Origin of the sequence: Pseudomonas sp. Au-Pse12, from assembly GCF_021341665.1 — a bacterium.
GTDB lineage: Bacteria > Pseudomonadota > Gammaproteobacteria > Pseudomonadales > Pseudomonadaceae > Aquipseudomonas.
In genome coordinates, this window is record NZ_JAJTTH010000001.1 from 110,360 (window position 1) to 134,436 (window position 24,077).

Consider the following 24,077-nt stretch of genomic DNA (forward strand, 5'->3'; position numbering starts at 1 on the left):
CCCTTGGCCCGCTCGCCAGGGCGGTTCTGGAACAGCGTCAGGGAGCAATCCATGCCTGAAGATGCAGGGTTCAAGTGTCTGTCGCTGGCAGAGGCCAGGGCTTTTGCCCAGCGCTGCTGCCTGGCCGCGGGCAGCAGCGAGGAAGTGGCCCAGGCCCTGGCCGAGGCCACGGTATCGGCCCAGGGCCATGGCCTGCCCAGCGTCGGTTTCGAGCACCTGGTCGATTACCTCCGTGGGTTTGCCAGCGGGCGCATTGCAGGCGTTGCCCAGCCGCTGATCACCCAGGTGGCGCCGGCGATGATCCGTTGTGATGCGCGCCAGGGCATCGCGCAGTTGGGGTTCGACCAGGCCTTTGGCGCCTTGTGCGACAACACCAGGCAACTGGGGATCAGCCTGTTTGCCCTGCACAACGGTTTTACCTGTGGCGAGCTGGGTTATTACACCCGGCGCCTGGCCAGCGAAGGGCTGGCGGCACTGGCCTTCTGCAATGGTCCGCCGCTATTGACTGTGGCCGGCCAGCGCCAGCCGATGTATTCGACCAACCCGCTGGCATTCGCCGCGCCCTGTGGCGACGGGCGCCTGCTGCTGATCGACCAGGCCAGCAGCGCCACCGCCTTCGTCAACCTCCTCAAGGCGGCCGAGGCCGGGGAGGCGATCCCCGAAGGCTGGGCGGTGGATGCCCAGGGCGCAGCCACCCTGAGTGCCCGCGAGGCCATGCACGGTGCCTTGCTGGCATTCGGAGGCAGTCGCGGGGCCAACATCGCCATGCTGGTCGAAGTGCTCGCCGCTGGTGTCAGCGGGGCCAACTGGTCGCTGGATACGCCCGACTTTCGAAGCGGCGCGCAATCGCCGGGTTCTGGGCTGCTGGTGATCGCCATCGCCCCGCACCTGCTTGATGACCAGTTCGAGACCCGACTGGCGCAGCACATGCAGCGTCTGGCGAGTCTCGGCGTCCACCCTCCCGGGCAGGCCAAACAGCAAGCCTGGGCCCGGGCGCAGAAGGAGGGGATCAGCCTGCCTATTGGCTTGTATCAGCAACTAGAGGGGCGACTTTAGCGTTGGCGGCCAGCGCGGACACTAATAGGCGCCCGACGGCTCCAGCCTGTGGATGATGGCTGTTCGTTCGGCCTGGTTTTCAACAAACACCCGTAGGGTAGCCATCCTCATCCTGTTGCAGCGGGAAAATTATCGTGTGGAAGATGTCTTGCTGATTGGGCACGAGTTTGTCCATGTGCTCTGTGGGGCCGAGCAGGTCCGGTAGGGGGCGGAAGAATGCCTTAAACAAGGGGCCTGTTCTGTAGGATTGCGACCGGTTCTTGAGCCTCTTTTGGAGGGGGCTGCTGGTAGCTGCGTAGGCCTGGTGAGCTTGCTCAAGGAAAGCCAGATATTCCTGATTTAAATGTATGTAAAGGAGTTGGATGTATTATCGCAAGTCGCGTTGTATTTTATGGTGCAGTGAATGGTATCGGATAGGCGTATTTATCTGGAGGCTCCGGTGCATGGCGAATAGTTCTTTTGCTGGGAGTAAGGTGGGCGATAATTTTTGGAGTGTAGTGCTTTCAAGATCTTATTTGATGTGTGCGCATAAATCATCGGTATTAGCAGGTGGAGGGGTTTTTATAGTGCCTTCAATGTCAAGGCTAAATTTTATCTTCTTTGCCAAGAGTCGTGAGTGAGTAGCGGTTTTCATTCGATAAAAACTGGGAAAGCTTTGTGTGAGCTTTCCCGGTTGTGCTGTTTACGAGAGCTTAAGTATATGGCAGTGGATTTTATTGTAAGATAGTTTTTTTGTGATAATGGATAGTATGGTGTCCCAGTTTCCACCGCCCAGTCCCGCACCAATCATGGGAAGTTGAATAACTAGCCTCTCTTTTAAAGCGAAGTCAGAGATTTTAGAAAGGCAGGCTTCTAAACTTTCATAGCATATATATGTATTGTTATCCTTGGCGGATTTCTTGATTCCATTTTGAGCTAGCATATTTGCCACAAAAATCCTGTTCTCACCATCTACAGACAGAAACTGAACATCGCCCATGTTGAAGCCGGATTTAAACCAACTTAAGTAACTATCTTTAGTTGTAGGGTATTGCTTGGACAAAGAAAGAACAAAACCCTTACCCCATTTTCCATGATTATTCACGATGTGTATTATTATAGTTGAATTATGTATGGGGATGGATGCGTCGCCAATGTGGTAACTTATCAAAGAGTTTAAGTCGCTTTCTGAAATGCTTTTCTTCCAAGCTGATTCAAATGTCTCACTGGTAATTTTTTCAGAGTCTGACAGGTCCAATTCGTCTTTCTTTCCATCATATAGCAAATATCCAATATCTTTATCCCAGTCTTGAATGCACGATGATGAATAGTAAGTGTCATTAATGATGTTGATCTGTCGTACTGCGATATTTCCAAAAAATTCTGTATAGATAATGCCCTCGCCGGAAGTGAAGTCTGTGCTTGCACGATAATATGTTTTCTCTTCCATTAACAGCTGCTCCCACTTCTAACTACTCTGCTGGAAATATCCAGATTGCCGGCGTTAGCCACTCTAAATGTTCCCGGTCTAGGTTCGGTGATATCCAGTCCTCTAACATCTATTTCAATGTAGTTGGTTATGCTATTTAGTTTTCTTGCGTCACCATAAATGTCAGATGCTAATTGGCCTAAAGATATTTTCCCGCTACCGACAGTGTCTTTAATGGTGCGGCCGCCAATCATGTCTGGTGATATGTTAGTAAAGTACTGTCCGTTGCCGAATCTGGCATGTATATCACCTGTAGAGGCATTTAATACACCGCTTTTTAGTATTCCTTCCATCCCCTCTTGGGTCGTATAGTGGAAAAGGGTTGTTACCCCTTCGGCTGTTAACCCCCACGGATCAACCCACCCCAACGCATTCGGCGCATACCGATACAGGTTCTCCCCACCCGCCAACCCAATCGGATCCTGCGTGGTAAACCGCCCGACCGCCGGATCGTAGTACCTGAAGGTGTTGTAGTACAGCCCGCTTTCTCGGTCGTGATACTGACCTTGAAAGCGCAGATTCTGCTCCACCGTATTCGGTGATAACGCTTCCAATCCGCCCCAGGCCTTGTAGTACGCGCGCCACACCACGTGCCCTTCGGCATCGGTCATTTCCTGCGGTGTGCCGATCTGGTCGGTGTGGAAGTAGTAGGTCTGGCCCGGTTGCTCGGGCAGGCTGGGATCCGTGTCGAGGCGCGCCAGGGGAGCGTAGCTGTCGGGTTCGTAGACGTAGGTACTGTGGCGCTGCGCTTGTTGTTCTTGCAGCAGGCGCAAGCCTTGCCAGAGGAATGTCGTGTCTTGGGTCTGGCCGTTTTGCGTGACTTCTTTACCTATGCGTCGGCCGAGGGCGTCGTAGTGGTAACGGGCTTGGCTATGCAGGGTCGCGCCGTGCCAGGTCCGGGCCTCGATCAGGCGGTTTTCGCAGTCGTAGGCAAAGCGTTGCAGGGCGCCACTGGCGCTGCTTCTTTCGCTGAGGTTGCCCCAGTCGTCGTAGGCAAAACGCAGGTCCTTGAAGGCCATGAGGCGGTTGTTCTGGACCTTGTCGAATTGCCAATCGCCGCTGCCACAGAGGTTGCCGGCCGGGTCGTAGGAAAAGTCTTCGGTGTGCAGTTGTGGGTGGTTTGGTTGGCGGCTGCGCAGTTGGCCGCTGGCGTCGTAGTTGAAGTCGGTGGCGCCTCGCTGTTTGTCGACGATGCGCTGTACTTCTCCGCCTGGGCTGTAGTGATAGCGGCGGTGCAGTGCGGTGGCGGGATGCTCCGGGAGGCCGAGCAGGCGGTCAGTCTTGTCGTGCAGTTGGCTCAGTTGTTCGTGGGGCAGGCGGATCGCGGCTTGCCAGAGTTTGCGCCCCTGGCTGTCGTAGCCGTAGCGGCTGGTGAGGCGGCCTTGGGTGCGCAGGGTTTCGCGGTGCAGGGCGTCGCGCTCGAAGTCGCTGATCAGGTGGCCGTCGAGGTTGATCTGGTGCAGGTGGCCGCTGCCGTAATAGAGCTGGTTGAGCTGGCGGCCGTCGGGCAGGGCCAGGCCGGTGAGGTTGCCCAGGGCATCGTAGTGGTACGCCAGATCACCGGTACTGCTGCTTTCGCTCAGCAGTTGGTCGGCGGCGTCGTAGCTGAAGGCGAGGCGATCGGGGCGGATGCCCAGGGCTTCGCCCGCCTTGCTTGGCAGGCGCTCGACGGCGATCAGACGGTCCGCATCGTCGTAGTGATAATCCAGGCGGGCATCGCTCGTGACCCGGCTGAGCAGACGCCCCGCGGCGTCGTGTTCGAACTGTTGCAGGCGAGTGAGCCGGACCAGGGTCGGGCTGGTGGCGATTTCTTCCAGTTGGCTCAGTTGGCCGTTGGCGCTGTAGCTGAAGCGGCGGCGCAGACCATCGAGGCGTACTTCTTCCAGCAGGCGGTCGCTGGCGTCGTAGCTGAAGCGGTAGGCCGCCTTGTTTTCGTTGAGCAGGGCCACCAGGCGCTGGGCTTTGTCGTACTGATAGTGAACCTGCTGGCCACGCGGGTCCTTGCGCTTGCTGGGCAGGCCGCGGGGCGTGCGCGCCAGGCTGGTGGTGTGGCCGTCGGCATTGGTGTGGCTGAGCAACTGGCCGAGGGCGTTGTAACGGTACTGGTCATGGGTACCGCCTGGGTGGTCGATGCGCAGCACTTCACCGTTGGCCTTGCGGGAGAGGCGCGTGGTGCTCTGCAGCGCATCGGTGATGCTCGCCAGGTGCAGGTGGGCGTCGTAGCCATAGCGTGTCAGTTGCCCGGAACAGTCCTGGTACTGCTCGATCTGCCCCAGGTCGTTCCACAGCAGCCGGGTGCTGTTGCCCAGCGGATCGATGCGGGTGTGGGGCAGGCCGGCGTCGGTGTTGAAAAACTGGCTCACCCGACCCAGCGGGTCGGTGCTGTCGAGCAGGTTGCCGCGGCGGTCATAGGTCCAGCGCTGGCAGCTGCCGTCGGCGCGCTCGATGGCGGTGATCAGGTCGGTGTCCAGGTGATAGCTGTAGCGGATCGAGCGGCCCAGTGGATCGGTTTCCTCCTCCAGTCGCGAGAGCTTGTCGTAGCTGAAGCTCAGGGTGCTGCCGTCGGGCAACTCCAGGCCGGTCATGTTGCCGGACTCATCGAGCTGGAAACGGTACTGCTCGCCGCCAAAGTCACGGCTGGCGATAACCCGCCGACCTTCGTTGTAGTCGATGCGTGCACTACGTCCGAGCACGTCTTTGATGTGGGTCTGGCGTTGTTTCAGGTCGTAGTGGAAGAGGTAGCGCTCACCGTCGCTGGTCCAGTGCTCGGCGACCCTGGGCCGGCCGTCGTTGAGGGTTTCCCAGCGGTAGTGACAGCGCAGGCCAAGGGCGTTTTCGTGGGCGACCATCAGGCCCTGGTCGTAGGCGAAGTTGCGCACCCGTTCGCCGTTGCGGTTGATGACTCGGCGCAACTGGCCGTTGGCGTCGTACTGGTAGTGCACCAGGGTCTCGACGGGCAGGTTGTCGACCACTCGTTCGACCCGACTCAGGCGCTGTTCATGCTGCTCGTAGCACAGGTGCAGGCGCATGCCGCCGGTGGCGCACAAATCGCTCAGACGCCGCTGATGGTCATAGCTGAAATTGAGGAAGTGGCCGAGGGCGTTTTCGATGCGCCGCAAGGGCGCTGGCTGGCCGTCGTTGGCCAGCTCACCGAAATAGAAGAAGGTGTTGTCCAGGCTTTGCAGCAGGTAGTGCCCACCTTCGGAGCGCACCACGAACAGTTGCTCGTCCGTCAGGTAGGCGCGTTCGCCGGGTTCCAGTTGTGGCAACGGCAGGTCACGCCCCTGGTTGTCGCGCAGGTACAGCTGTTGATCTTCCAGGCGCAGGCTCTGCTCCCAGGGCAGCACCCAGCCACGACCAAGCAAACCTTCATGGGTAATGTCACTGGCATAGAAGCGCGCCCAGGTGATGGGCATCAGCCCTGGCAGGCTGAAGTCGGTTTCACTTTCCTCCAGCAGCAGTTTGCGGCCACTGATGGCGTCCACCGGATTGCCAATCAGGCCGCCGGCCACGCGGCCAATGGCCGGGCCGATGACGAAGCGTCCCGCCAGCTCCCCGGCGACGAACCCGGCCGCGAATTTCAATGCACAAGGGGCGACCGCCTTCAGGCCGATCTTGCCGGCGGTCAGCGCCAGTTTCAGCAGCCCGCCAGCGGCGCCGGCCACGGCCATGAGGATATCGACCGTGGTGCGCAGCCACTCTGGAATCTCGTCTTCGATCTCCAGGTACTGCTCTTTTTCGGCCCCGATGAAAACGCTGTCCGAGCCGCTGTCGATCACGCTGCCACAGGTCAGCTTGTCGCCCTTGCGCGCCGCCGGCAGGCCGTTGATAAACACCTTGGCCGAGCCCTCCGCCACCATCGGCGGCACCGGATGCTTGGTGCAGATACCCAGGCTGTCCTGCACTTGCGCGGCATTCAGGCCATTGATGAAGACGTCCGGCGATCCGCTGGTGATGCCCCCGGCGGGGGCCTTGGACATTCGCCCTATGGCTTCGCCAGCGGAGGTCAGCGCCATGCCGCCGACACCCGCCAGCACCCCGGCCAGCAAGGCGGTGCCAAATCCGCAGGTGGCGACGGTGAGCACGGCTACCGCTGCAATCAAGGCGATCCCCAATGCCGCCCCCACCAGAAACCCCACCAGCGCGTTGCTGTGGGCCAGTTCGTCGTTTAACCGTGCCGCTTCAAACATGCTGGGCCTCCCAGGCCTCTCGTTCCTTGGGTGCGCAATGGCGTTAGGGCTTGGACGGGAGCGGAGGGTGGGCTTCAAAGCTCTCCAGGACCTCGGCCCACAGCTGATTCAACTGAGTGTCGAAGGGCTGCTGGCTGGTGGCCGAAAACACCAGCACACGCTGCGGCGTGACGATGAAGCCGGCCTGGCGCTGGTACACCGGACGGCCGTCGCTCTGGTAATGGGCGTCGACTTGCAGGCCCGGCACCGGGGACTGCTTCGAAAGCCAGACCTCTTGCAGGGCCTGGCGCTTGTATTTGCGCAACTTGGCGGCGATCAGGCCGACCTGGCGCTCGACGTACTCCGCCAGGCTTTCCCCGGGCAAGGTGATGTCCCGGGACAGGGTCAGACTGAAGGGCGCGGGCAGGGCGACGCCCGGGACGAACAGGTTGACGCTGCGGTCTTGAAAACCGCTGGGCAAGGTGAGTTTTCCTTCCTGGATCAGGTAGTCCATGGGTGTTTGCTCTGGGGAAGTGAAGGTCAGGAGGCGGCGGCTGGCGGTGGCGAGAAGGCGGACTCGACTCCGGCCTCGATGCTGCCTTTGACGCCATCCGCTTCGGGGCTCGTGGCGGCGGCGCCACCGGGCATGTTGATGTCCAGCTGGCCGCCGGTATTGATCTGCGCGTCGCCGGTCACCGAGAAGTTGAAGGCGCTGCCGTAGAGGTTGATTTCCCCCGTGGCCAGCATTTCGATCACGCTCTGGCCGCAGACCAGGCGTATTTTTTCCCCGGCCTCGATCAGGTACTGGGTGCCGATGCTGTCTTTCTTGGTGGCGCCGACTTGCAGGGTGTCGTCGACCTTGACCGTTCTCAGGCTGTTCTGGCCGACGCTGATGGTTTCGTCCTGGCCTACCGAGTGCACGCGATCGACGCCGACCCAATGGCTTTCGTTGTGCTTGACGGTGCAGTCCTGATCGCGCTGGGCGTGGATGTAGATTTGCTCCTGGCCGGCGCGGTCCTCGATGCGCAGCTCGTTGGAGCCATTGCCGCCCAGGCTGCTACGGGTCTTGAACACGCTGCGGGTCTTGTTCGCCGGCAGCGGGTAGGGCACGGGGGTGTGCTGGTTCGGCACGCAGCCGGTCACCAGCGGCTGCTCGGGGTCGCCACCGATAAAGCTGACCAGCACTTCCATGCCGATCCTCGGGATGATCACGTGACCAAAACCCTCACCGGCCCAGCTGGTGGCCACCCGCACCCAGCAACTGGAGAAGTCGTTGCGCTCGCCTTCGCGGTCCCAATGAAACTGAATTTTTATGCGTGAGAATTCGTCACACCAGATTTCCTCGCCGGCAGGCCCGGTCACCAGCGCGGTCTGGCTGCTCAGCCGAGGTTTGGGGGCCGGCTCGTCGGGCCGGAAGAAGGTCTCGCTGGGGATGGCGCTGAAACGGTTGCGGTAACCCTGGGTGAAACCGTCGCCTTTGCTGTCGTCGCTGGTGACCGACTCTTCCAGCACCTGCGGTTGGCGGCCTTCATGCTCAACGCTGACCAGCAGCCACATCTGGTTGTAGTCGCTGCGCGGGTGCTCGCTCAGGCTCACCAGATGGCCGCAGCGAAAGGTCGGCAGGTCACTCTGACCCTTGGCCAGCTGGTAATCGGTGCGATGGCCTTCAAGGGCGATCTGGCTCAGTTGCTTGCCTACTGCGCCGGTGCTGTAGCGGCCCGGGTAGCGATAGTCCTCCAGCACCGGAGTGGCCTCGCTGCGCACAGAGCTGTGCAGGGTACTGGGCACCGGGTCGAGCTGGGCACCGCTGGACGCGCTGCGCGGATCGGGCTTCTTCAGGTCGTAGTCGCGCCGGGCGACCTGGCTGGTGCGGGTGCTGAAACGCACCGCGAAATGGCTGACCACCGGGTCTTCGGCGGCCAGGCCGCTGCCTTGCTGATAGCGCGCGGTGGCCAGGATCGGGTAGTCGGTCTGGTTGTCGGAGAACACCAGCAGGTGCCGGTCGAGACTGTGTTCGTGGTGCCAGTGAATGCCGTCTTCGAAGCACAGGCGTTGCAGGAACTCAAAATCCGTTTCGCCGTATTGCACGCAATACACGCGGGGCAACGAGGGCTTGGGGGCAATATTGAAGCGGTACTGGTCGGCAAGAATGCCGTGCTCCTTGAGCACCTTGGCGATGATCTGCGGCACCGTCAGGTTCTGGTAGACGCGCTGGTTGTGGCGGTGCTGCAACTGGTAGAGATGGGGGCGCAGGATCAGTTGGTAGCGGGTCATGCGCTTGCCGCTGTCGCCGACCTCGATGTCGTCGATCAGGCCGTGAATGCCTTCGCCGTTGAGGCCGAACTGCAAACATGCAGGTTGGTTGAGCAGGCTTTCCAGGTCGACATGGGGGTTGTCCGAGACCAGTTCGACATGGATGGCATACAGCTCGCTGATGGCTTCGCGCCCCTCGAAGGCCAGCACCTTGAAGTCGTGGCGAACGGCAGGGATGGACAGCACAAAATGCGCGGTGTCGGCCGGCGCGAACATAGGCTCATCCTTAAGCTTGAGAGAGGCCAGGCCCGTGTCATACCCGACCCGGACTGAAGGTGGCGCTCAAACTAGCAAAGGCTGCGCAAAAAATAATATGAGACAAATCCGGAAAATAAACAGAATTTTCAGGGCTAGTTGTGAGGCTTTTCGAGGAAGTTCGTCGTGTGCCTCACCCACGGGACGTGATAGTGCGCCCAGGGGCCACGTTGCCCTCTTAGTGAGCACGCAGCACCTGGTGCACTTGTTCGGAACGCCAGCCGGCGCTCGGAGAATGTGTGAACAACCTCTGGCACCCGCAATGCCTGCCGGTAGCCGAAACGCTTCAGCCTCTTGAGGCGCTTGCAGGCCAACCCTGAACCCAGGTTTTCAAGCCGCGGCAATGGATAGCAAGCTTTCGAATTGGCGTAGTAATTGCCTTCAAGTTGGCTATCCGAATGTCGTACTTGGGGAAGTGAATGTCGCTATCAAGCAATTGCATGCCGTTGTCCTCCGCCGAAAAGCATTGGCTGCCCTGGTTTGGCAAGACCGGAAAACTGGCAATGGGCTGGTCCTGCCGACTCAATCGGTCTGCCTATCCGGTGATGGAACAGACCTTCGAGGCGATTGCCGACACTCGGGTAAAACTGTTGCAAAACTGGGCGCGGGAGCAGTGGGAACACCTGGCAGAGCTGGGAGCGGCCCTCAGCCGCGATGTCGCCCAACTCGCCCCCTGCGCACTGCTGGACAAGCTCGCCCAGGCCGAGGATTTTTCCGAGCTCTTTGTCGTGGATACAGAAGGCGCCATCATCGCTTCGACTTGGGGAGGGCATGGCCAAGGCCGTCCCTGCAATCCCAGGGCACTGGCCGAAGGTTTGAAGGCGCCGTTTCTCCACGGGCCCTACAGCGACCCGCTGACCCTGCAGATAGGCCCCTCATCCTCGCGCTTTCACGATGAAGTGACGCTGATGTTCTACCAGCCCCTGGAAGCTGACGGCAAAGCCCTTGGCTGCCTCTGCGGACGGGTGCCCAATGATGTCCTGGGTGACTTGATCCAACGTGAGGCCGGGCATATTTTCGCCGAGTCGGGGGACAACTACCTGTTCATGGTGCAGTCGCGTTTCGATCCGCAGGTCCTGCCCGGCATCGCGCTGTCACGCTCGCGCTTCGAGGACGGTACGTTTACCCGGGGCGAGAACCTCAAGACGGGGGTGCGCACGCCCTGGAAGACCGTGCAGGTGCTGCGCCACACTGAACTGGAATTGCGCTTCACCGACCCTGCGACCGAGCAACTGCACCCAGGCGTGCGGGAAACCATTCGCATGGGCTCCAATCTGTTCGTCACCTACCCAGGCTACTCGGACTACCGGCACGTTCCGGTGGTCGGCAAGGGCGTGACCTTGCAACTGCCGGGTTCGCCCGACCGCTGGGGCATGATGTGCGAAGCCGATCTGGAGGAGGTCTATCGACGGCGGTCGCTGGGGTACGGGCTGATGAAACCTTACCTGGCAACCATGGCTGGCTTGTTCGCGTGCAATTTCCTGGTCCAGCATTACAGCGGCCTGGAGCAGGGCCTGATCGATGCCGGCGAAAGCTTGAGCATGCTGGCGGCTGCGTTCTTGTTCAGCATCTTTGGCCCGAAGCGCCTGGCGGCGCGGCTGAATGAAATGACCGGGGTGATCAGGGCGATCGCCGAAGGCGAGGGCAATCTGCGTCAGCGCCTGGATACCCGGCGCATGGCCAACGACGAGACCGGTGACATGGGGCGCTGGATCAACAGCTTCATCGACCATCTGGATGCCGTCGTCGGGCAGGTGATCAAGGCCAGCCACAGCGTGGGCAAGACCAATCAACTGATGCTCGGGCGCAGCCAGGAAGCCAGCCTCACCAGCGGCGCAGTCGCCGATGCGGTGCATCGCATGATGCTCATCGTCGAAGAGCAACTGGGCGAGATCCAGCAGGCCTCGGCCAGCGCCGAACAGATGAAGCAGGCGATGGACGAAGTGGTCAGCCGGGCCCGCGAGCAGTTTCTCGCGGTGCAGGCGGGGACTCAGTCGATTCGCGATGTGGTGCAGCGTTCCTCTTCGAGCGTGCAACGGCTGGATAGCCGGATGGCACAGATCGGCAATATCACCGGCCTGATCAGCGACATTACCCAGCAGACCAACCTGCTGGCGCTGAACGCGGCCATCGAGGCCGCCCGCGCGGGCGAGCATGGCCGTGGTTTCGCGGTGGTGGCCGATGAAGTCCGAACCCTGGCGGCGCGCACATCGCGCGCCGCCGACGACATCCGGCAGATGGTCGAAGGCCTGCAGAGCGAAACGCAAAATGCCGTGAGTTTCATGGAAGGTGGCGTCACGGATGTCGATAGCAGCCTGCGTCTGGCTGAAGAGGCGTCTTCGGAAAACGTGCAGCTGCATCAGGCCGTGGAAAGCCTGTTCAGCATCATTCAGCAGCTCAACCAACGCAGCCTCGACTATGGCAGGACGATACGGCAGGTCGACCAGTCGTCCGCCCAGATGCGCCAGACGGTGATCGTGCTGCAGACCAGTGCCGAAACGGTCAGGCTGGACGCCAACAAATTGCAGAAGCTGGTGGGGTTGTTCGAGGTGAGCAACAACGCCCGGCAAACTGCAGCCTGAGCCGACTGCGCAAGCGATCACAGCGAATGCAACCGGCGTTTGAATAATCCCCGGAATAATGCTGTGATTGCGCCCCTCACGCCCCTGGGCGGCCCTGCTTTTTTTCGAGACACAGCGAAATGGATAGCCAAGAGACGACAACCGGGATGTCGCAGTTGCCTCCCGCCAGCCAATGGCGCGAGCGCCTGGAGGGCATCGCTGCCACCACCGCGCTGGTGTTGGAAACCAACAACCTGCGCGGCGGCAAGGATGCACAGGAAGCCCTGAACAGCCTTGAGCGCCTGATTGCCCGGCTGGCCCGGCAGAGCCTTTCACCCCAGTCTTTTGCCCAGTGGGTGATTACCCATGACGGCCTTGACCCCGCGGCGCGCCAGGCGTTGTGCGTGCTGGCCGGGCGCAGCGTGGATTTTGTCGAGATCGACGCCAGCACCGGCTATTACGACGCCAAGAATGTCGGCTTCGATGCGGTCGACCAGGAACGTTGCCAGTACGTGGTGTTCGCCGATGCCGACTGCCTGCCCGATGCCCGCTGGCTGGAACAGTTGCTCGTGCCTTTCGCGGCGGCTGATGCACCGGAGGCGGTAGCCGGGCGCACCAGCTACGCGCCCAGCGTCGCCGGCAGCGCGCTGACCGCCATCGACTTCATGTATTTCCCCAGCCCCTTGCGCCACGGTGCCACGCGTAATTTCTACGCCAACAACGTGGCCTTTCGCTGTGCCACCTTCGAGCAGTACCGCTACGAGCCCCTGGATGGCATCTACCGCGCCCACTGTCAGGTCATGGGCCTGCGCCTGCAGGCCGCAGGGGTGGCGGTGGCCTATGCGCCGGCGGCGCATACCGAGCACCGCCTGCCCGACCGCCAGGGCGAAGTGTTCAAGCTGCGCTGGCTGAGGGGCGGCGACAGCGTCGGCCTGACGCCGTACCTGGTGCGCGCCTACCTGCCGGGCTGGCTGCAGTGGCTCGGACGCAGCGGGCCGATCGGCCCCTTGTGCGTGATGGTCGGGCGCCTGGGCTACAGCTTGCGCGCCCTCAACCACCAGGACCTGCCGCCCCTGCGCGGGGCCCGGCGCCTGGGGGCGATGGCCATGGTCACCGCCATCTCCTTGCTCGACACCGCCGGTGCCGTGGTCCGTGGTTGTGGGTTGTCCATTGGCCGCTCCAGTGCCCGGCACAGTGAAGCGCTGTCCTACCACCGCCACCTGGACTGATCCACGTCGCGCCGTATCGTTGCACGCCGTTCGCGTGCCCGGAGGAAACCCCCATGCAGAACCTTTCGCTCGCCTCATTCGGCCGTTCCCTGGTGTGCCTGGCCGTGCTGGCATTGACGGCGCAGGCCCAGGCCACACCCGCTGAATTCAGCGGCCGCGGGGTGTATCACTTCGCCTCGCAAAGCGGTTGCGCGAGCGCCGCGCCCGACAGCGCTGCCCCCGGCAGCACCGGGCAGGACTGCAACCGCGTCGCCCTGGACGTCAGCGACGCGCGCGCCAGTGTCGATCCGCACACCCACGCCATCGTGATCGATGCCGACAGCACCCACGACAGCAAGACCGTGATCGGCGACATTCTGCTGCACGGCAGCGGCATCGCCAGCGATGGCCGGCGCGTGCCCCTGAGCCTGCAGGTGCTGTTGCGCCGTTCCGGCAGCGTGTGGAAAACCGACACCTACGTGCATGCGCCGGTGCGTGGCAAGTTCCGTGACATCAGCCTCGACCCTTATCAGATCAGTGTGCGCGAAGGCAGCGGCGAGCGGTTGCTGTTCAGCCCCGAGCAGGCGCGCAACGTATTGGCCCAGCCCTCGATTGCCGCGCGGCTGGCCAGCTATTTCGTGGTGGTGCGCCCCAGCGATGCGCAGAACCCGGCGGCCGACGACATCACCATCGGCCTGGGTGTCGGTCGCGTGTCGAAGTCGCTGATGCGCGCCAGCTTCAGCTCGAAGCAGCCGGGCACTGCAGCGCTGGATGAGGTGCTGGAGCAGGGCACCTGGAACCTGGACTTGCAGGCGCTGAGCGGGCAGATCCCGTTGTGGGTGGTGCGGCGCCAGCTGTTCGTCTTCGGCCTGGAGGACAGCCCGCTGCTCAAGGACGTGCGCCAGCGCGGCTTGAACAAGCACGACAGCCTGGAATTGGGCGCGGTCAACGGTCAGGGCTACCTGCGCTACAACGGTCAGGAAGAGCGCTTTCCCGGCGCCGCCGCCAGTGGCACGGCCTTCATGCGTGACAGCTTCATCGGCCTGATCCTGGCCTGGCACCGCCATTCGCATGCGGCCAAGGCCGCCACTGAGCGCGCCCGCGCCGCGCAGCCCGCGCAATGAGTGTGGGGGAAGCGCTCGGCCCGGCCGACTTCAGTTGCCTGAGCATGCCCGCGCCCCAGGGGCTGGGGGCCGTGCAGGCACGCTGGGTCGACCGCATCAAGCGCGCCGCGCTGCTGCGCCTGCACCGCAGCCCGCGAGGCGAGCGCCTGCTGTTGCGCATCTACCTGGCCGGTGAGGACGCCACCGAGCGGGCGCTGCTGGATGAGTTGCTGCCGCAATCACCGCCCTGGCTCGAACGCCAGGTGCAACAGCATCTGGCCGACGAGCAACGCCATGTGACCCTGTTTGCCGAGGCCCTGCGCGAGCGCGGCGACGATGCCCAGGCGCGCCTGGAGCCGGACTGGCTGAGCCGCCGCAAGATCCTGCGCTGGCAGCGCCTGGCCCATCGCTACGCGGGCCATTTCGAGCATGGCCTGCTGGTGCCGGCCTACGCCACCGGGCTGTGTGCCGAGCAGATGGCCGAACGGGTATTGAGCCGCCATTGCTCGGTATTGAGCAGCGGGCACGGCCTGTATCCGTTGTTGTCGCGGGTACTGGCGGACGAGAAGGCCCACGTGCGCCTGTGCGAGAACACCCTGCGGCGCATCGTGGCGCCCCATGAAGCGCCGCATCTGGCGCGTTTGCTCAAGGACATTCGTCGTGTCGATGCGAGCTTTGGCATCAGCGGCGCGCTGGCGATGTATGGCGCCGGCTGGCTGCTGGGTGGCCGGGGCAGCGCCGGTCGATGAGTTCACGGATTCTTTACCTGGCGACCGCCGACGCCCGCGGCCACCTGATGCGCGCGCAACTGCTGGTGCATGCCCTGCGCGCGGCCGGGGCCCAGGTCGAGGTGCTGACCACCTCGGACCAGGGGCGGGACTTTCTGCAACGCTTCGGCATTCAGGCGCAGATCCTCTCGCGCCACTATGCGGTGCAGTTCGACCGCGAGCAGAACATGCTGCGCCAGGCCACCAACCGCAATGTCGCCCATTACCTGTTCCGCCCCGGGCGCATGCTGCGCGATATCCTTGCCCTGCGGCGCCGGCTGCGCAGCGTGGACCTGGTGATCAACGACTCGTTTCACCCGGCGTTGCTGTACATGGGCATGCTGCCGGGCTGGCGGCGCCAGGTGGTGCACGTGTACGGGGCGAGCCTCAAGGTGGCGCTGCTGAACAATTTCAGCGGCCTGTGGCCGCGCCAGTTCGGGCGCTTGTTCGGCTGGATTGTCGGGCGCCAGATCAATGCCGCGCGGGCGCGCATCGAGCACGATTTCGCCTATGAAGTCGACGATGCCCGGGCCCCGGCGCTGTACCGTCTGCCGACCCCGGTGGCCCTGGCCGAGGCCTTGCCGGAGGCGGCCGCCGTGGGCGCCGCGGTGTACCTCAACCCGCACTTTCGCGAGCCGGCCCTGGCCGACGCCTTGAGCGCCGGCCTGGACGATGCCGGCCTGGAGGCCCACCGGGTGGGCGAGGGCTACGCCGGGCACGGCGGCTGGATGGGGGTCGACCCGCTCTGGGCCAGCCGCGCCGCGGGGGCGCAACTCTTGGTGTCGGCGCCGGGCATGGCGGCCCTGTCCATCGCCCGGGTCTACCAGCGGCCGATCATCCTGGTGGTCAGCGACCAGCCGGAACAGACCCGCAACGCCGCCCGGGCCGAGCAATTGCAGTTGCTGCACCGGGTGGTGACCTGGCGCGGCGACGCTGCCGACTTCCGGCGCCAGGTGGCCGAGGCCGCGCGGCAATTGAGCGCGACTGCGCCAGCGCCTGACAGGGCGTTGGGCAACCAGCGCGCCCAGGCGCGGATCGACGCCTGGGTCAGCCGCTTGCTCGGCGTGTGAGGGCGCCGTCTTGAAGCCTCAACTTCCCCCCGCCGCGATCAAGCGGGCCGCCACGACCCGCCCCTTGCGACGGCTGATCGCGGCCGTCCACTTTCGCCAGGCCCTGGCGGCGTTGGGCGGCCTGCTGCTGGGGTTGACGGTGTTCATCGGCCTGCAGCGCCTGGTTACGCCGCGCTACAACTGGGTCACGCCGCTGGATGAGCTGATTCCCTTCGTGCCTGTGTCCTGGTGTGTGTACGTGCTGTTCTTTCCCTTTGTGCTGCTGGCGGCGGCCTGCGCCAGCACGGCGGGCTTCAGGGCGCTGCGCAACGCCACCGGGATGGCTTTTGCCGTCGCGCTGCTGTGCTTCTGGCTGTTCCCCGAGGGGCTGCCCCGACCGGATATCGACGCCCTCGAGCCTGGCTTCCTGCAACAGCGGCTGAGCCGCATGTGGCAGCTGGACCTGGCGCGCAACGGCTTCCCCAGCCTGCATGTGGCGGTCACGTGCCTGGCGTGCCTGGCGTGCCGGGCGCTCTGGGAGCGCCCCTGCAAAGGACTCACCGCGGCCACCGGGCTGCTGATCTGCCTGTCGACCCTGACCCTCAAGCAGCACACGCTGGTCGATGTGCTGGGCGGCCTGTTTCTGGCCCTGGTTTGCGCCCTGGCCACCCAACGACAAGGAAATGCTGCCCGTGTCTCAGCCTGAACCCCGTGCCGGCGGCAATCGCGCGCTGCAGGCCTTCGCCCCTGGCGCCGAGCTGTTCGTACTCAAGCCCTGGATCGGTTGGCTGGCGCTGCTCGGCGACTGGGCGCTGATCGGCGTCGGCTTTGCCTGCGCGGCGCTCTGGCCGCACCCGCTGGTCTACCTGCTGGCCGCGCTGCTGATTGCCCGCAGCCAGTTGGCGCTGGCCGTGCTCATGCACGAAAGCGCCCACGGCCTGCTGCTGCGCGGGCAGACGGCCAATGACCTGGTCGGCCAATGGCTGGCGGCCGGCCCGCTGTTTCTGTCGCTGCGCACCTACCGCGCCGGGCACCTCAAGCATCACCTGCAACCGATGCAGCATGACGATCCCATCGTCGCGGTGTTCGGCCTGGGGGATTACCCGCTGCCCCGGGGCAAGCTGGTCCGGCGCTTGCTGGCCGACCTGTGCGGGGTGGGCTATTGCCTCAGCGCGCTGAGGTTCGCCCGGGGCGACTACCGCGCGGTCATGCCCAAGGTCGACAAGTCACCGCGGCAGGCGCTGGGGGAGGTGTGTTCGATGCTGGTCGGCAATGGCCTGCTGTTCGGCGTGTTGGCCTGGAGCGGCCACCCCTGGCTCTACCTCGGCTTGTGGCTGCTGCCGGCGATTACCCTGCTGCCGCTGCTGGGCCGGGTCCGGGCGATCATGGAACACGCTGGCCTGCCGGCCGCCGCCGACCAGAGCCGCAACGCCCGCAGCATCGTGCGGCCGAATGCGCAGACCTTCCTGTTCGGCCCCCACGCCATCCACTACCACATCGAGCACCACCTTTACGTGCGCGTGCCGTTCTACCACCTGCGCGGCCTGCACCGGCAACTGGCCGCGGCGCAGCTGTTGCCCGAGGGCAATCTCTACCAGGGGTACGGTGGGGTGCTGCGGGATGTCAGCGACCCGAACTGGACGTCCGCGGCGCGCTGAGGTGTGGGAGGAGGAACGGGCCCGCCAGAACGACGGGCCCGCAGTGGCGATCAGAGTGTGGGCAGCTGGCCGATACGGCCCATCATTTCGGTGACGATCTGCAGGTCCAGCAGGAATTGCTCCCGGGTCTTGAACTCGTTGTCGGTGTGGCCGGTGTACTTGACCTCGGGCCGCGCCAGGCCGAACTGCACGCCGTTGGGCAGTTCATGCACCGAGGTGGCGCCGGCGGAGGTGCCAAACTTATGCGCCATGCCCAGGTTCTCGCTGGCCACCGCCAGCAGCGCCTTGACCCATTCACCCTCGGGGTTGCGGTACATCGGTTCGGCAATCTTGGTGTCGATGTTCACCGCCACGCCGGTCTTCTTGCTCCAGGCCGCCAGCTTGTCGCTGATTTCGCCCTGCAGCACCTCCGGGGTCTTGCCCTTGGGCACCCGCAGGTTGACCGCCAGCTTGAGCGCCTTGTCATCCACGCTGACCAGGGTCAGGGAGGTGGTCAGCGGGCCCATGAAGTCATCGGAAAAGCCGATGCCGAGTTGGTTGCCCAGGTAGTCCAGGCCCCAGTTGTCGGCGGCGTAGCGCGCGGCGTCGGTGAAGGCGTTGTGCTTGAAGGCGATCTTGCCGTCCTGGCTGTTGATGAAGCCCAGCATCCGCGCCACCGGGTTGACCCCGGACTCGGGCTCGGAGGAGTGGGCCGAGACGCCGGTGACGGTCAGTAGCACGTTCTTGCCCTGCACCTTGGCCGCGACCTGGAAGTTACCGCCGTGCTGCTTGACGTATTCGGCGCCGGCCTTTTGCAGGCTGGCGGCCAGCGCCGCGGGCTGTTCGCTGACCAGGGTGGCCACCGAGGTCGACGGGATCTGGTTGGTCGCCAGGCCGCCGGTGAGGTGGGTGATCTCGGCGCCTTGGCCTTCAGCGGTGCGCCGGGCAAAGGTTGCCATCACCGTGCCGTAGCCTTTCTCGGCGATCACCACTGGGTAGCCGCCATCCAGCGCCAGGTTGTAGTGGGGCGTCGGGTTGTGCTCGAAGTAGTAGGGAATCGCGTCGCCACTGGTTTCCTCGGTGGTGTCCACCAGCAGCTTGAAGTGGCGCGCCAGGGGCAGTTGCTCTTCCTTGATGATCTTCATCGCGTACAGCGCGACGACGATGCCGTTCTTGTCATCCTCGGTGCCGCGGCCGTACATGCGGTCGCCGATCAGGGTGACCTTGAACGGGTCGAGGCGGGTGCCGTCTTCGAGCACCCAGTTTTCCGGGGTGACCGGCACTACGTCGGCGTGGGCGTGGATGCCGACGACTTCCTGGCCGGCGCCCTCCAGGGATATCTCGTAGACCCGGTTGTCGATGTTGCGAAAGTTCAGGTTGAAGGCCTTGGCCAGGCCCTGGATCTTCTCGGCGATCTTGAGGAACTCGGGGTTCTTGTACTGCGGCACGCCGTCGATGTTGAAGGTGGGGATGGCCACCAGCTCGCGCAGGGTTTCGGTGGCGGCCTTGCCGTACTTGATCCGGGCGTAGAGGCCCAGCAGGCGATGGATTTCGTTCTGCTGTTCGGCGCTCAGGGATTTTTTGTCGAGGAAGGCGGCGATGGCCGGCCCCAGGTTGGCGTTCTTGCCCGTTTCACTCTTGGCCAGGGCGCCGAGGAACTGGCGGAAGTCGCCGGCCGGGGCGTCGCTGAAGGTCTTGAGGATGGCCGCGCTTTGCTGCGGGGTGATGTTGGCTTGGGCACTGCTGGTGAACGCGGACAGGCTGGCGAGCATCAGGGTGGCCGCAGCCAGGTGCTTGAGAGAGAAATCCATTACGTAGGGCATTCCTTTGCAGGGAGTGAGTAGGAAATGTCTGATCGTTCAGACAGAAACCTGCTCAAGCTAACACTACGAAGGAGGAGGGCGGGAGCCCCGCCAGTGAGATCTGTCGCACAGAACGGCAAAAGCGACGCACTCTCGACAATGGCGAAAAGGCTGCCACAGCGGGCGCCGTTGTCGGCGCCCGCTGTGGCTGGAGCTAGATCAGAGGGCGGCGTCCCAAGGACGGTCGCCATGCTCGTCCTTGATGCGGGTCGGCAGGCCCATCTGGTCCAGTGCCTTGAGGAACGGCTTGGCCGGCAGTTCCTCGACGTTGGCCATGCGCTGCACGTCCCACTCGCCACGGGCCACCAGCAGGGCGGCCGCCACGGGCGGCACGCCGGCGGTGTAGGAAATGCCCTGGCTGTCGGTCTCGGCGTAGGCTTCTTCGTGGTCGGCCACGTTGTAGATGAAGACTTCGCGCGGCTGGCCATTCTTGCTGCCCTTGACCAGGTCACCGATGCAGGTCTTGCCGGTGTAGCCCGGGGCCAGGGAAGCCGGATCCGGCAGCACGGCCTTGACCACTTTGAGTGGCACCACTTCCAGGCCTTCGGCGGTCTTCACCGGTTGCTCGGAGAGCAGGCCGAGGTTGCGCAGCACGGTGAACACGTTGATGTAGTGCTCGCCGAAGCTCATCCAGAAACGCACGTTGGGCACGTCGAGGTTCTTCGACAGCGAGTGCACTTCGTCGTGGCCGGTCAGGTACAGGTTTTGCGAGCCGACCACAGGCAGGTCGTCGGTGCGCTTGACTTCGAACATGGTGTTGCTGGTCCACTGGCTGTCCTGCCAGCTCCACACCTGTCCGGTGAATTCGCGGAAGTTGATTTCCGGGTCGAAATTGGTGGCGAAATACTTGCCGTGGGAACCGGCATTGACGTCGAGAATGTCGATCGAGTCGATGCGGTCGAAATGTTCCTGCTGGGCCAGGGCCGCATAGGCGTTGACCACGCCCGGATCGAAGCCCACGCCGAGAATGGCGGTGACGTTCTTCTCCTGGCATTCCTCCAGGTGCTTCCACTCGTAGTTGCCGTACCAGGGCGGCGTCTCGCAGATCTTGCCCGGCTCTTCGTGGATCGCGGTGTCCAGGTAGGCCACGCCGGTATCGATGCAGGCACGCAGCACCGACATGTTGAGGAAGGCGGAACCGACGTTGATGACGATCTGCGACTCGGTCTCGCGGATCAGCGCCTTGGTCGCTTCGATGTCCAGCGCGTTGAGCGCATAGGCTTTTATTTCAGCGGGCTGTTTGAGGCTGCCCTTGGCCTTGACGCTGTCGATGATGGCCTGGCATTTGGAGATGTTGCGCGACGCGATAGCAATACGACCGAGTTCGTCGTTGTGCTGCGCGCACTTGTGGGCCACCACCTTGGCGACACCTCCTGCACCAATGATAAGAACATTCTTCTTCAATTTATTTACTTCTCCTCGTGACCTGTCCGCTCAGGAAAGGCTGGACAGGTAGTCTTCGAAACCAAACTCGCGCACCACGTCGATGCTGCCATCGAGTTGTTTCACGACAATGGACGGCATTTTCAGACCGTTGAACCAGTTTTTCTTGACCATGGTGTAACCCGCCGCATCAATGAACGACAGTCGATCGCCGATGGCCAGCGGACGATCAAATTGGTATTCGCCGAAGATGTCCCCGGCCAGGCAGGACTTGCCGCACACCATGTAGGTATGTTCACCCGCATTCGGTGACAGCTTGGCGTTCAGGCGATAGATCAGCAGGTCGAGCATATGCGCTTCGATGGAGCTGTCGACCACCGCCAGGTGCTTGCCGTTGTACAGGGTGTCGAGCACGGTCACTTCCAGGGACGCGCTCTGGGTGATCGCCGCTTCGCCCGGCTCCAGGTAGACCTGCACGCCGTACTGCTCGGAGAAGGCCTTGAGGCGCGCGCAGAAGGCGTCCAGGGCATAGTCTTCGCCGGTGAAGTGGATGCCGCCGCCAAGGCTGACCCACTCGACCTTGTGCAGCAGGTGGCCGAAGCGTTCCTCGATGGTGGTCAGCATCTGGTCGAACAGGCCGAAGTCGCCGTTCTCGCAGTTGTTGTGGAACATGAAGCCGGAGATCTGCTCGATGACCTGCTCGATCTTCGCCGGGTCCCACTCGCCCAGGCGGCTGAACGGGCGCGCCGGGTCGGCCAGCAGGTAGTCCGAGCTGCTGACCTGGGGGTTGACCCGCAGGCCGCGGACCTTGCCCGTGCTGGCGTCGGCAAAGCGCTGCAGCTGGCTGATGGAGTTGAAGATGATCTTGTCGCAGTTGGCGAGCATGTCCTCGATCTCGTCGTCGGCCCAGGCCACGCTGTAGGCGTGGGTTTCGCCGGCGAATTTCTGCCGGCCGAGCTTGAGCTCGTACAGCGACGAGGAGGTGGTGCCGTCCATGTACTGCTGCATCAGGTCGAACACCGACCAGGTGGCGAAGCACTTGAGGGCCAGCAGGGCCTTGGCGCCGGACTGCTCGCGCACGTAGGCGATCTTCTGCATGTTGCTCAAGAGCTTCTGCTTGTCGATGAGGTAGTACGGCGTCTTGATCATTTCAGGGTCTCCGGCAGGGCCAGCCAAAAAGGTACGCATTGTGCCTTCAGTGCCTCTAGATCGAAAGCTCGGAAATGCTTTTTCGCCGGGTAATCATCTGAAAGGCCCTGCGGACAGGTCTGATCGGCGATGCGCCGTTGCGCAGGGTTCATGCGCCAGGGCGGTGCGGGCCAGGCACGCCTTGCAGGCCCCGGGCTGCCTCGCTTTTTCTTATCCAGCGAGCACATTTTTAATATTTTTCCTTCGCCGACGTCTGTCGCACCATCTGTCGCATCCGACTTATCCCGGGTTCTGAACAGCGCGCGCCTGGCCTTGTGGCCGGTGCCAATCGTCTCGCAGAAGGGCACAGACATGACCGTAGAACAACCAACACAAGTGGACACCCTGGTGGTCGGCGCGGGGCAGGCCGGCGTGGCCATGAGCGAGCACCTGAGCAAGCTTGGGGTGCCGCACCTGGTACTGGAACGCAGCCGCGTGGCCGAGGCCTGGCGCACCGGCCGCTGGGATTCGCTGGTGGCCAACGGGCCGGCCTGGCACGACCGCTTTCCCGGGATGGAATTCGCCACCGCCGCCGATGCCTTTCCGGCCAAGGACCAGGTGGCGGACTATTTCGAAGCCTATGCGCGCCAGTTCAATGCGCCGATCCGCACCGGCGTGGAAGTGCGCAAGGTGCTGCGTAATACCGGGCGCCCCGGCTTCACCGTGGAGACCAGCGAGGGGGTGATCCAGGCCCATCGCGTGGTGGCCGCCACCGGGCCGTTCCAGCGCCCGGTGATCCCGCCGATCGCCCCCGAGAACGGGCGCCTGACACAGATCCACTCCGCCGAGTACCGCAACCCGCAGCAACTGCCCGAGGGCGCGGTGCTGGTGGTGGGGGCGGGGTCGTCCGGGGTGCAGATCGCCGATGAGCTGCAACGTTCGGGGCGTCGTGTGTATCTGTCGGTGGGCGCCCATGACCGGCCGCCGCGCTCCTATCGCAACCGGGATTTCTGCTGGTGGCTCGGGGTGCTCGGCGAGTGGGACGCCGAGATCGCCAAGCCGGGCCGCGAGCATGTGACCATCGCCGTCAGCGGTGCCCGCGGCGGCCAGACCATCGACTTTCGCGCCCTGGCGCACCAGGGCATCACCCTGGTCGGGCTGACCCAGGCCTTTGCCGGCGAGCACGTGACCTTCCGGGCGGACCTGCTGGACAACCTGGCCCGGGGCGACGAGAACTACCTGGCGCTGCTGGACGCGGCGGATGCCTATATCGCCCGCAACGGCCTCGACCTGCCGCTGGAGCCCGAAGCCCGCCGGCGCCTGCCGGACCCGGATTGCGTCAAGCAGCCGATCCTCGAACTCGACCTGCAACAGGCCGGCATCAGCTCGATCATCTGGGCCACCGGCTACGCCGTGGATTTCTCCTGGCTGCAGGTCGACACCTTCAGCGAACAGGGCAAGCCGTTGCACCAGCGCGGCGTGTCCCGCGAGCCGGGCATCTATTTTCTCGGCCTGCCCTGGCTCTCGCGCCGTGGTTCGTCCTTTATCTGGGGGGTGTGGCATGACGCCAAGCACATCGCCGATCACATCGCCACCCAGCGCAAGTACCAAGCCTACAGCGACACGCGCCACGCCTCGGCCCAGGCCGATGCGCCGGCCCTCAACCTCAGCCCCGTGGGAGCCCACTGATGCCTACGCATACTCGCATCCGCATGTTCAACACCAAGGACACCTACCCCAACCAGTCGCTGGACAACGACCTGTGCCAGGCGGTGCGCGCCGGCAACACGGTGTATGTGCGCGGCCAGGTCGGCACCGACTTCGATGGCCGGCTGGTCGGCCTCGGCGACCCGCGGGCCCAGGCCGAACAGGCGATGAAGAACGTCAAGCAACTGCTGGAAGAGGCCGGCAGCGATCTGAGCCACATCGTCAAGACCACCACCTACCTCACCGACCCGCGCTACCGCGAGCCGGTGTACCAGGAGGTGGGCCGGTGGCTCAAGGGCGTGTTTCCGATTTCCACCGGCCTGGTGGTCTCGGCCCTCGGCCAGCCGCAGTGGCTGATGGAGATCGACGTGATCGCGGTGATCCCCGAGTGACCGTTCTGCTCAAGGTTCC

The 24,077-nt window shown here is 63.5% G+C and carries 18 protein-coding genes; 10 read left to right on the plus strand and 8 right to left on the minus strand.

The genetic code is table 11. From position 1 onward, the window contains the following. Positions 1 to 51: 51 nt before the first annotated feature. A complete protein-coding gene (locus LXM55_RS00455) occupies positions 52 to 1,056 on the plus strand; it encodes an Ldh family oxidoreductase (protein ID WP_233317566.1) in 1,005 nt (334 codons plus the stop codon). Between the two features lie 682 nt (positions 1,057 to 1,738). Here LXM55_RS00455 and LXM55_RS00460 read toward each other — a convergent pair. From LXM55_RS00460 to LXM55_RS00475, 4 genes are read right to left on the minus strand one after another with little or no spacing between them, the layout of a single operon-like run. Continuing rightward, positions 1,739 to 2,485, minus strand: coding sequence for a hypothetical protein (locus LXM55_RS00460; RefSeq protein WP_233317567.1), 747 nt, complete (start codon positions 2,483 to 2,485; stop codon positions 1,739 to 1,741). Then, positions 2,485 to 6,714 (minus strand): RHS repeat-associated core domain-containing protein, encoded by a 4,230-nt coding sequence (locus tag LXM55_RS00465; protein ID WP_233317569.1) that lies wholly within the window; start codon positions 6,712 to 6,714, stop codon positions 2,485 to 2,487. Before LXM55_RS00465 ends, LXM55_RS00460 begins: the two co-directional genes overlap by 1 nt. A gap of 43 nt (positions 6,715 to 6,757) precedes the next feature. Continuing rightward, complete coding sequence (locus tag LXM55_RS00470; RefSeq protein ID WP_233317571.1) at positions 6,758 to 7,207, minus strand: DcrB-related protein; 450 nt, start codon at positions 7,205 to 7,207, stop codon at positions 6,758 to 6,760. Between the two features lie 26 nt (positions 7,208 to 7,233). Continuing rightward, positions 7,234 to 9,222 carry a type VI secretion system Vgr family protein gene (locus LXM55_RS00475; protein WP_233317573.1) on the minus strand — a complete coding sequence of 663 codons (1,989 nt, stop codon included), beginning with the start codon at positions 9,220 to 9,222 and terminating at the stop codon, positions 7,234 to 7,236. A gap of 1,973 nt (positions 9,223 to 11,195) precedes the next feature. Here LXM55_RS00475 and LXM55_RS32570 point away from each other — a divergent pair. The 7 genes from LXM55_RS32570 (at position 11,196) to LXM55_RS00510 (ending at position 17,607) form a co-directional block, all read left to right on the plus strand. After that, on the plus strand, positions 11,196 to 11,843 hold the full coding sequence (locus LXM55_RS32570) for a methyl-accepting chemotaxis protein (protein ID WP_442799729.1): 648 nt from the start codon (positions 11,196 to 11,198) through the stop codon (positions 11,841 to 11,843). Positions 11,844 to 11,989: 146 nt separating this feature from the next. Beyond that, positions 11,990 to 13,051, plus strand: a complete 1,062-nt coding sequence (locus LXM55_RS00485; RefSeq protein WP_233317578.1) for a glycosyltransferase — start codon at positions 11,990 to 11,992, stop codon at positions 13,049 to 13,051. 53 nt (positions 13,052 to 13,104) lie between these two features. Further along, positions 13,105 to 14,154: a hypothetical protein gene (locus tag LXM55_RS00490; protein ID WP_233317579.1), complete on the plus strand. Its 1,050-nt coding sequence runs from the start codon at positions 13,105 to 13,107 to the stop codon at positions 14,152 to 14,154. Further along, positions 14,151 to 14,882 (plus strand): diiron oxygenase, encoded by a 732-nt coding sequence (locus tag LXM55_RS00495; RefSeq protein ID WP_233317581.1) that lies wholly within the window; start codon positions 14,151 to 14,153, stop codon positions 14,880 to 14,882. Before LXM55_RS00490 ends, LXM55_RS00495 begins: the two co-directional genes overlap by 4 nt. Continuing rightward, positions 14,879 to 15,970 carry a hypothetical protein gene (locus tag LXM55_RS00500; RefSeq protein WP_233317583.1) on the plus strand — a complete coding sequence of 364 codons (1,092 nt, stop codon included), beginning with the start codon at positions 14,879 to 14,881 and terminating at the stop codon, positions 15,968 to 15,970. Before LXM55_RS00495 ends, LXM55_RS00500 begins: the two co-directional genes overlap by 4 nt. Before the next feature lie 37 nt (positions 15,971 to 16,007). After that, a complete protein-coding gene (locus tag LXM55_RS00505) occupies positions 16,008 to 16,655 on the plus strand; it encodes a phosphatase PAP2 family protein (RefSeq protein ID WP_442799730.1) in 648 nt (215 codons plus the stop codon). After that, a complete protein-coding gene (locus tag LXM55_RS00510; RefSeq protein WP_233317585.1) occupies positions 16,633 to 17,607 on the plus strand; it encodes a fatty acid desaturase family protein in 975 nt (324 codons plus the stop codon). The genes LXM55_RS00505 and LXM55_RS00510 overlap by 23 nt, the downstream gene beginning before the upstream one ends. A 50-nt stretch (positions 17,608 to 17,657) precedes the next feature. Here LXM55_RS00510 and LXM55_RS00515 read toward each other — a convergent pair whose 3' ends face one another. The 4 genes from LXM55_RS00515 to LXM55_RS00530 all read right to left on the minus strand — a co-directional run bounded on the left by LXM55_RS00515 (position 17,658) and on the right by LXM55_RS00530 (position 22,333). Beyond that, positions 17,658 to 19,397 carry a dipeptidase gene (locus LXM55_RS00515; protein WP_233317587.1) on the minus strand — a complete coding sequence of 580 codons (1,740 nt, stop codon included), beginning with the start codon at positions 19,395 to 19,397 and terminating at the stop codon, positions 17,658 to 17,660. 210 nt (positions 19,398 to 19,607) lie between these two features. Next, positions 19,608 to 20,852: a saccharopine dehydrogenase family protein gene (locus LXM55_RS00520; protein WP_233317588.1), complete on the minus strand. Its 1,245-nt coding sequence runs from the start codon at positions 20,850 to 20,852 to the stop codon at positions 19,608 to 19,610. Between the two features lie 30 nt (positions 20,853 to 20,882). Further along, entirely contained in the window at positions 20,883 to 21,980 is a 1,098-nt protein-coding gene (locus LXM55_RS00525; protein WP_233317590.1) for a carboxynorspermidine decarboxylase, read from the minus strand. Then, positions 21,977 to 22,333 (minus strand): hypothetical protein, encoded by a 357-nt coding sequence (locus tag LXM55_RS00530; protein WP_233317592.1) that lies wholly within the window; start codon positions 22,331 to 22,333, stop codon positions 21,977 to 21,979. Before LXM55_RS00530 ends, LXM55_RS00525 begins: the two co-directional genes overlap by 4 nt. Here LXM55_RS00530 and LXM55_RS00535 point away from each other — a divergent pair. Both LXM55_RS00535 and LXM55_RS00540 read left to right on the plus strand, forming a co-directional pair. Then, positions 22,332 to 23,648 carry a flavin-containing monooxygenase gene (locus LXM55_RS00535; RefSeq protein ID WP_233317594.1) on the plus strand — a complete coding sequence of 439 codons (1,317 nt, stop codon included), beginning with the start codon at positions 22,332 to 22,334 and terminating at the stop codon, positions 23,646 to 23,648. The genes LXM55_RS00530 and LXM55_RS00535 overlap by 2 nt on opposite strands. After that, a complete protein-coding gene (locus LXM55_RS00540; RefSeq protein ID WP_233317597.1) occupies positions 23,648 to 24,058 on the plus strand; it encodes a RidA family protein in 411 nt (136 codons plus the stop codon). The genes LXM55_RS00535 and LXM55_RS00540 overlap by 1 nt, the downstream gene beginning before the upstream one ends. The last annotated feature ends 19 nt before the right edge of the window (positions 24,059 to 24,077 follow it).

Coding starts and splice junctions, on each gene's coding strand:
- LXM55_RS00490 (WP_233317579.1), top strand. CDS start 13,105: ATGCAGAACCTTTCGCTCGCCTCATTCGGCCGTTCCCTGGTGTGCCTG.
- LXM55_RS00535 (WP_233317594.1), top strand. CDS start 22,332: ATGACCGTAGAACAACCAACACAAGTGGACACCCTGGTGGTCGGCGCG.
- LXM55_RS00540 (WP_233317597.1), top strand. CDS start 23,648: ATGCCTACGCATACTCGCATCCGCATGTTCAACACCAAGGACACCTAC.
- LXM55_RS00465 (WP_233317569.1), bottom strand. CDS start 6,714: ATGTTTGAAGCGGCACGGTTAAACGACGAACTGGCCCACAGCAACGCG.
- LXM55_RS00525 (WP_233317590.1), bottom strand. CDS start 21,980: ATGATCAAGACGCCGTACTACCTCATCGACAAGCAGAAGCTCTTGAGC.
- LXM55_RS00485 (WP_233317578.1), top strand. CDS start 11,990: ATGTCGCAGTTGCCTCCCGCCAGCCAATGGCGCGAGCGCCTGGAGGGC.
- LXM55_RS32570 (WP_442799729.1), top strand. CDS start 11,196: ATGGACGAAGTGGTCAGCCGGGCCCGCGAGCAGTTTCTCGCGGTGCAG.
- LXM55_RS00495 (WP_233317581.1), top strand. CDS start 14,151: ATGAGTGTGGGGGAAGCGCTCGGCCCGGCCGACTTCAGTTGCCTGAGC.
- LXM55_RS00510 (WP_233317585.1), top strand. CDS start 16,633: ATGCTGCCCGTGTCTCAGCCTGAACCCCGTGCCGGCGGCAATCGCGCG.
- LXM55_RS00530 (WP_233317592.1), bottom strand. CDS start 22,333: ATGTCTGTGCCCTTCTGCGAGACGATTGGCACCGGCCACAAGGCCAGG.
- LXM55_RS00470 (WP_233317571.1), bottom strand. CDS start 7,207: ATGGACTACCTGATCCAGGAAGGAAAACTCACCTTGCCCAGCGGTTTT.
- LXM55_RS00515 (WP_233317587.1), bottom strand. CDS start 19,397: ATGGATTTCTCTCTCAAGCACCTGGCTGCGGCCACCCTGATGCTCGCC.
- LXM55_RS00475 (WP_233317573.1), bottom strand. CDS start 9,222: ATGTTCGCGCCGGCCGACACCGCGCATTTTGTGCTGTCCATCCCTGCC.
- LXM55_RS00460 (WP_233317567.1), bottom strand. CDS start 2,485: ATGGAAGAGAAAACATATTATCGTGCAAGCACAGACTTCACTTCCGGC.
- LXM55_RS00455 (WP_233317566.1), top strand. CDS start 52: ATGCCTGAAGATGCAGGGTTCAAGTGTCTGTCGCTGGCAGAGGCCAGG.
- LXM55_RS00500 (WP_233317583.1), top strand. CDS start 14,879: ATGAGTTCACGGATTCTTTACCTGGCGACCGCCGACGCCCGCGGCCAC.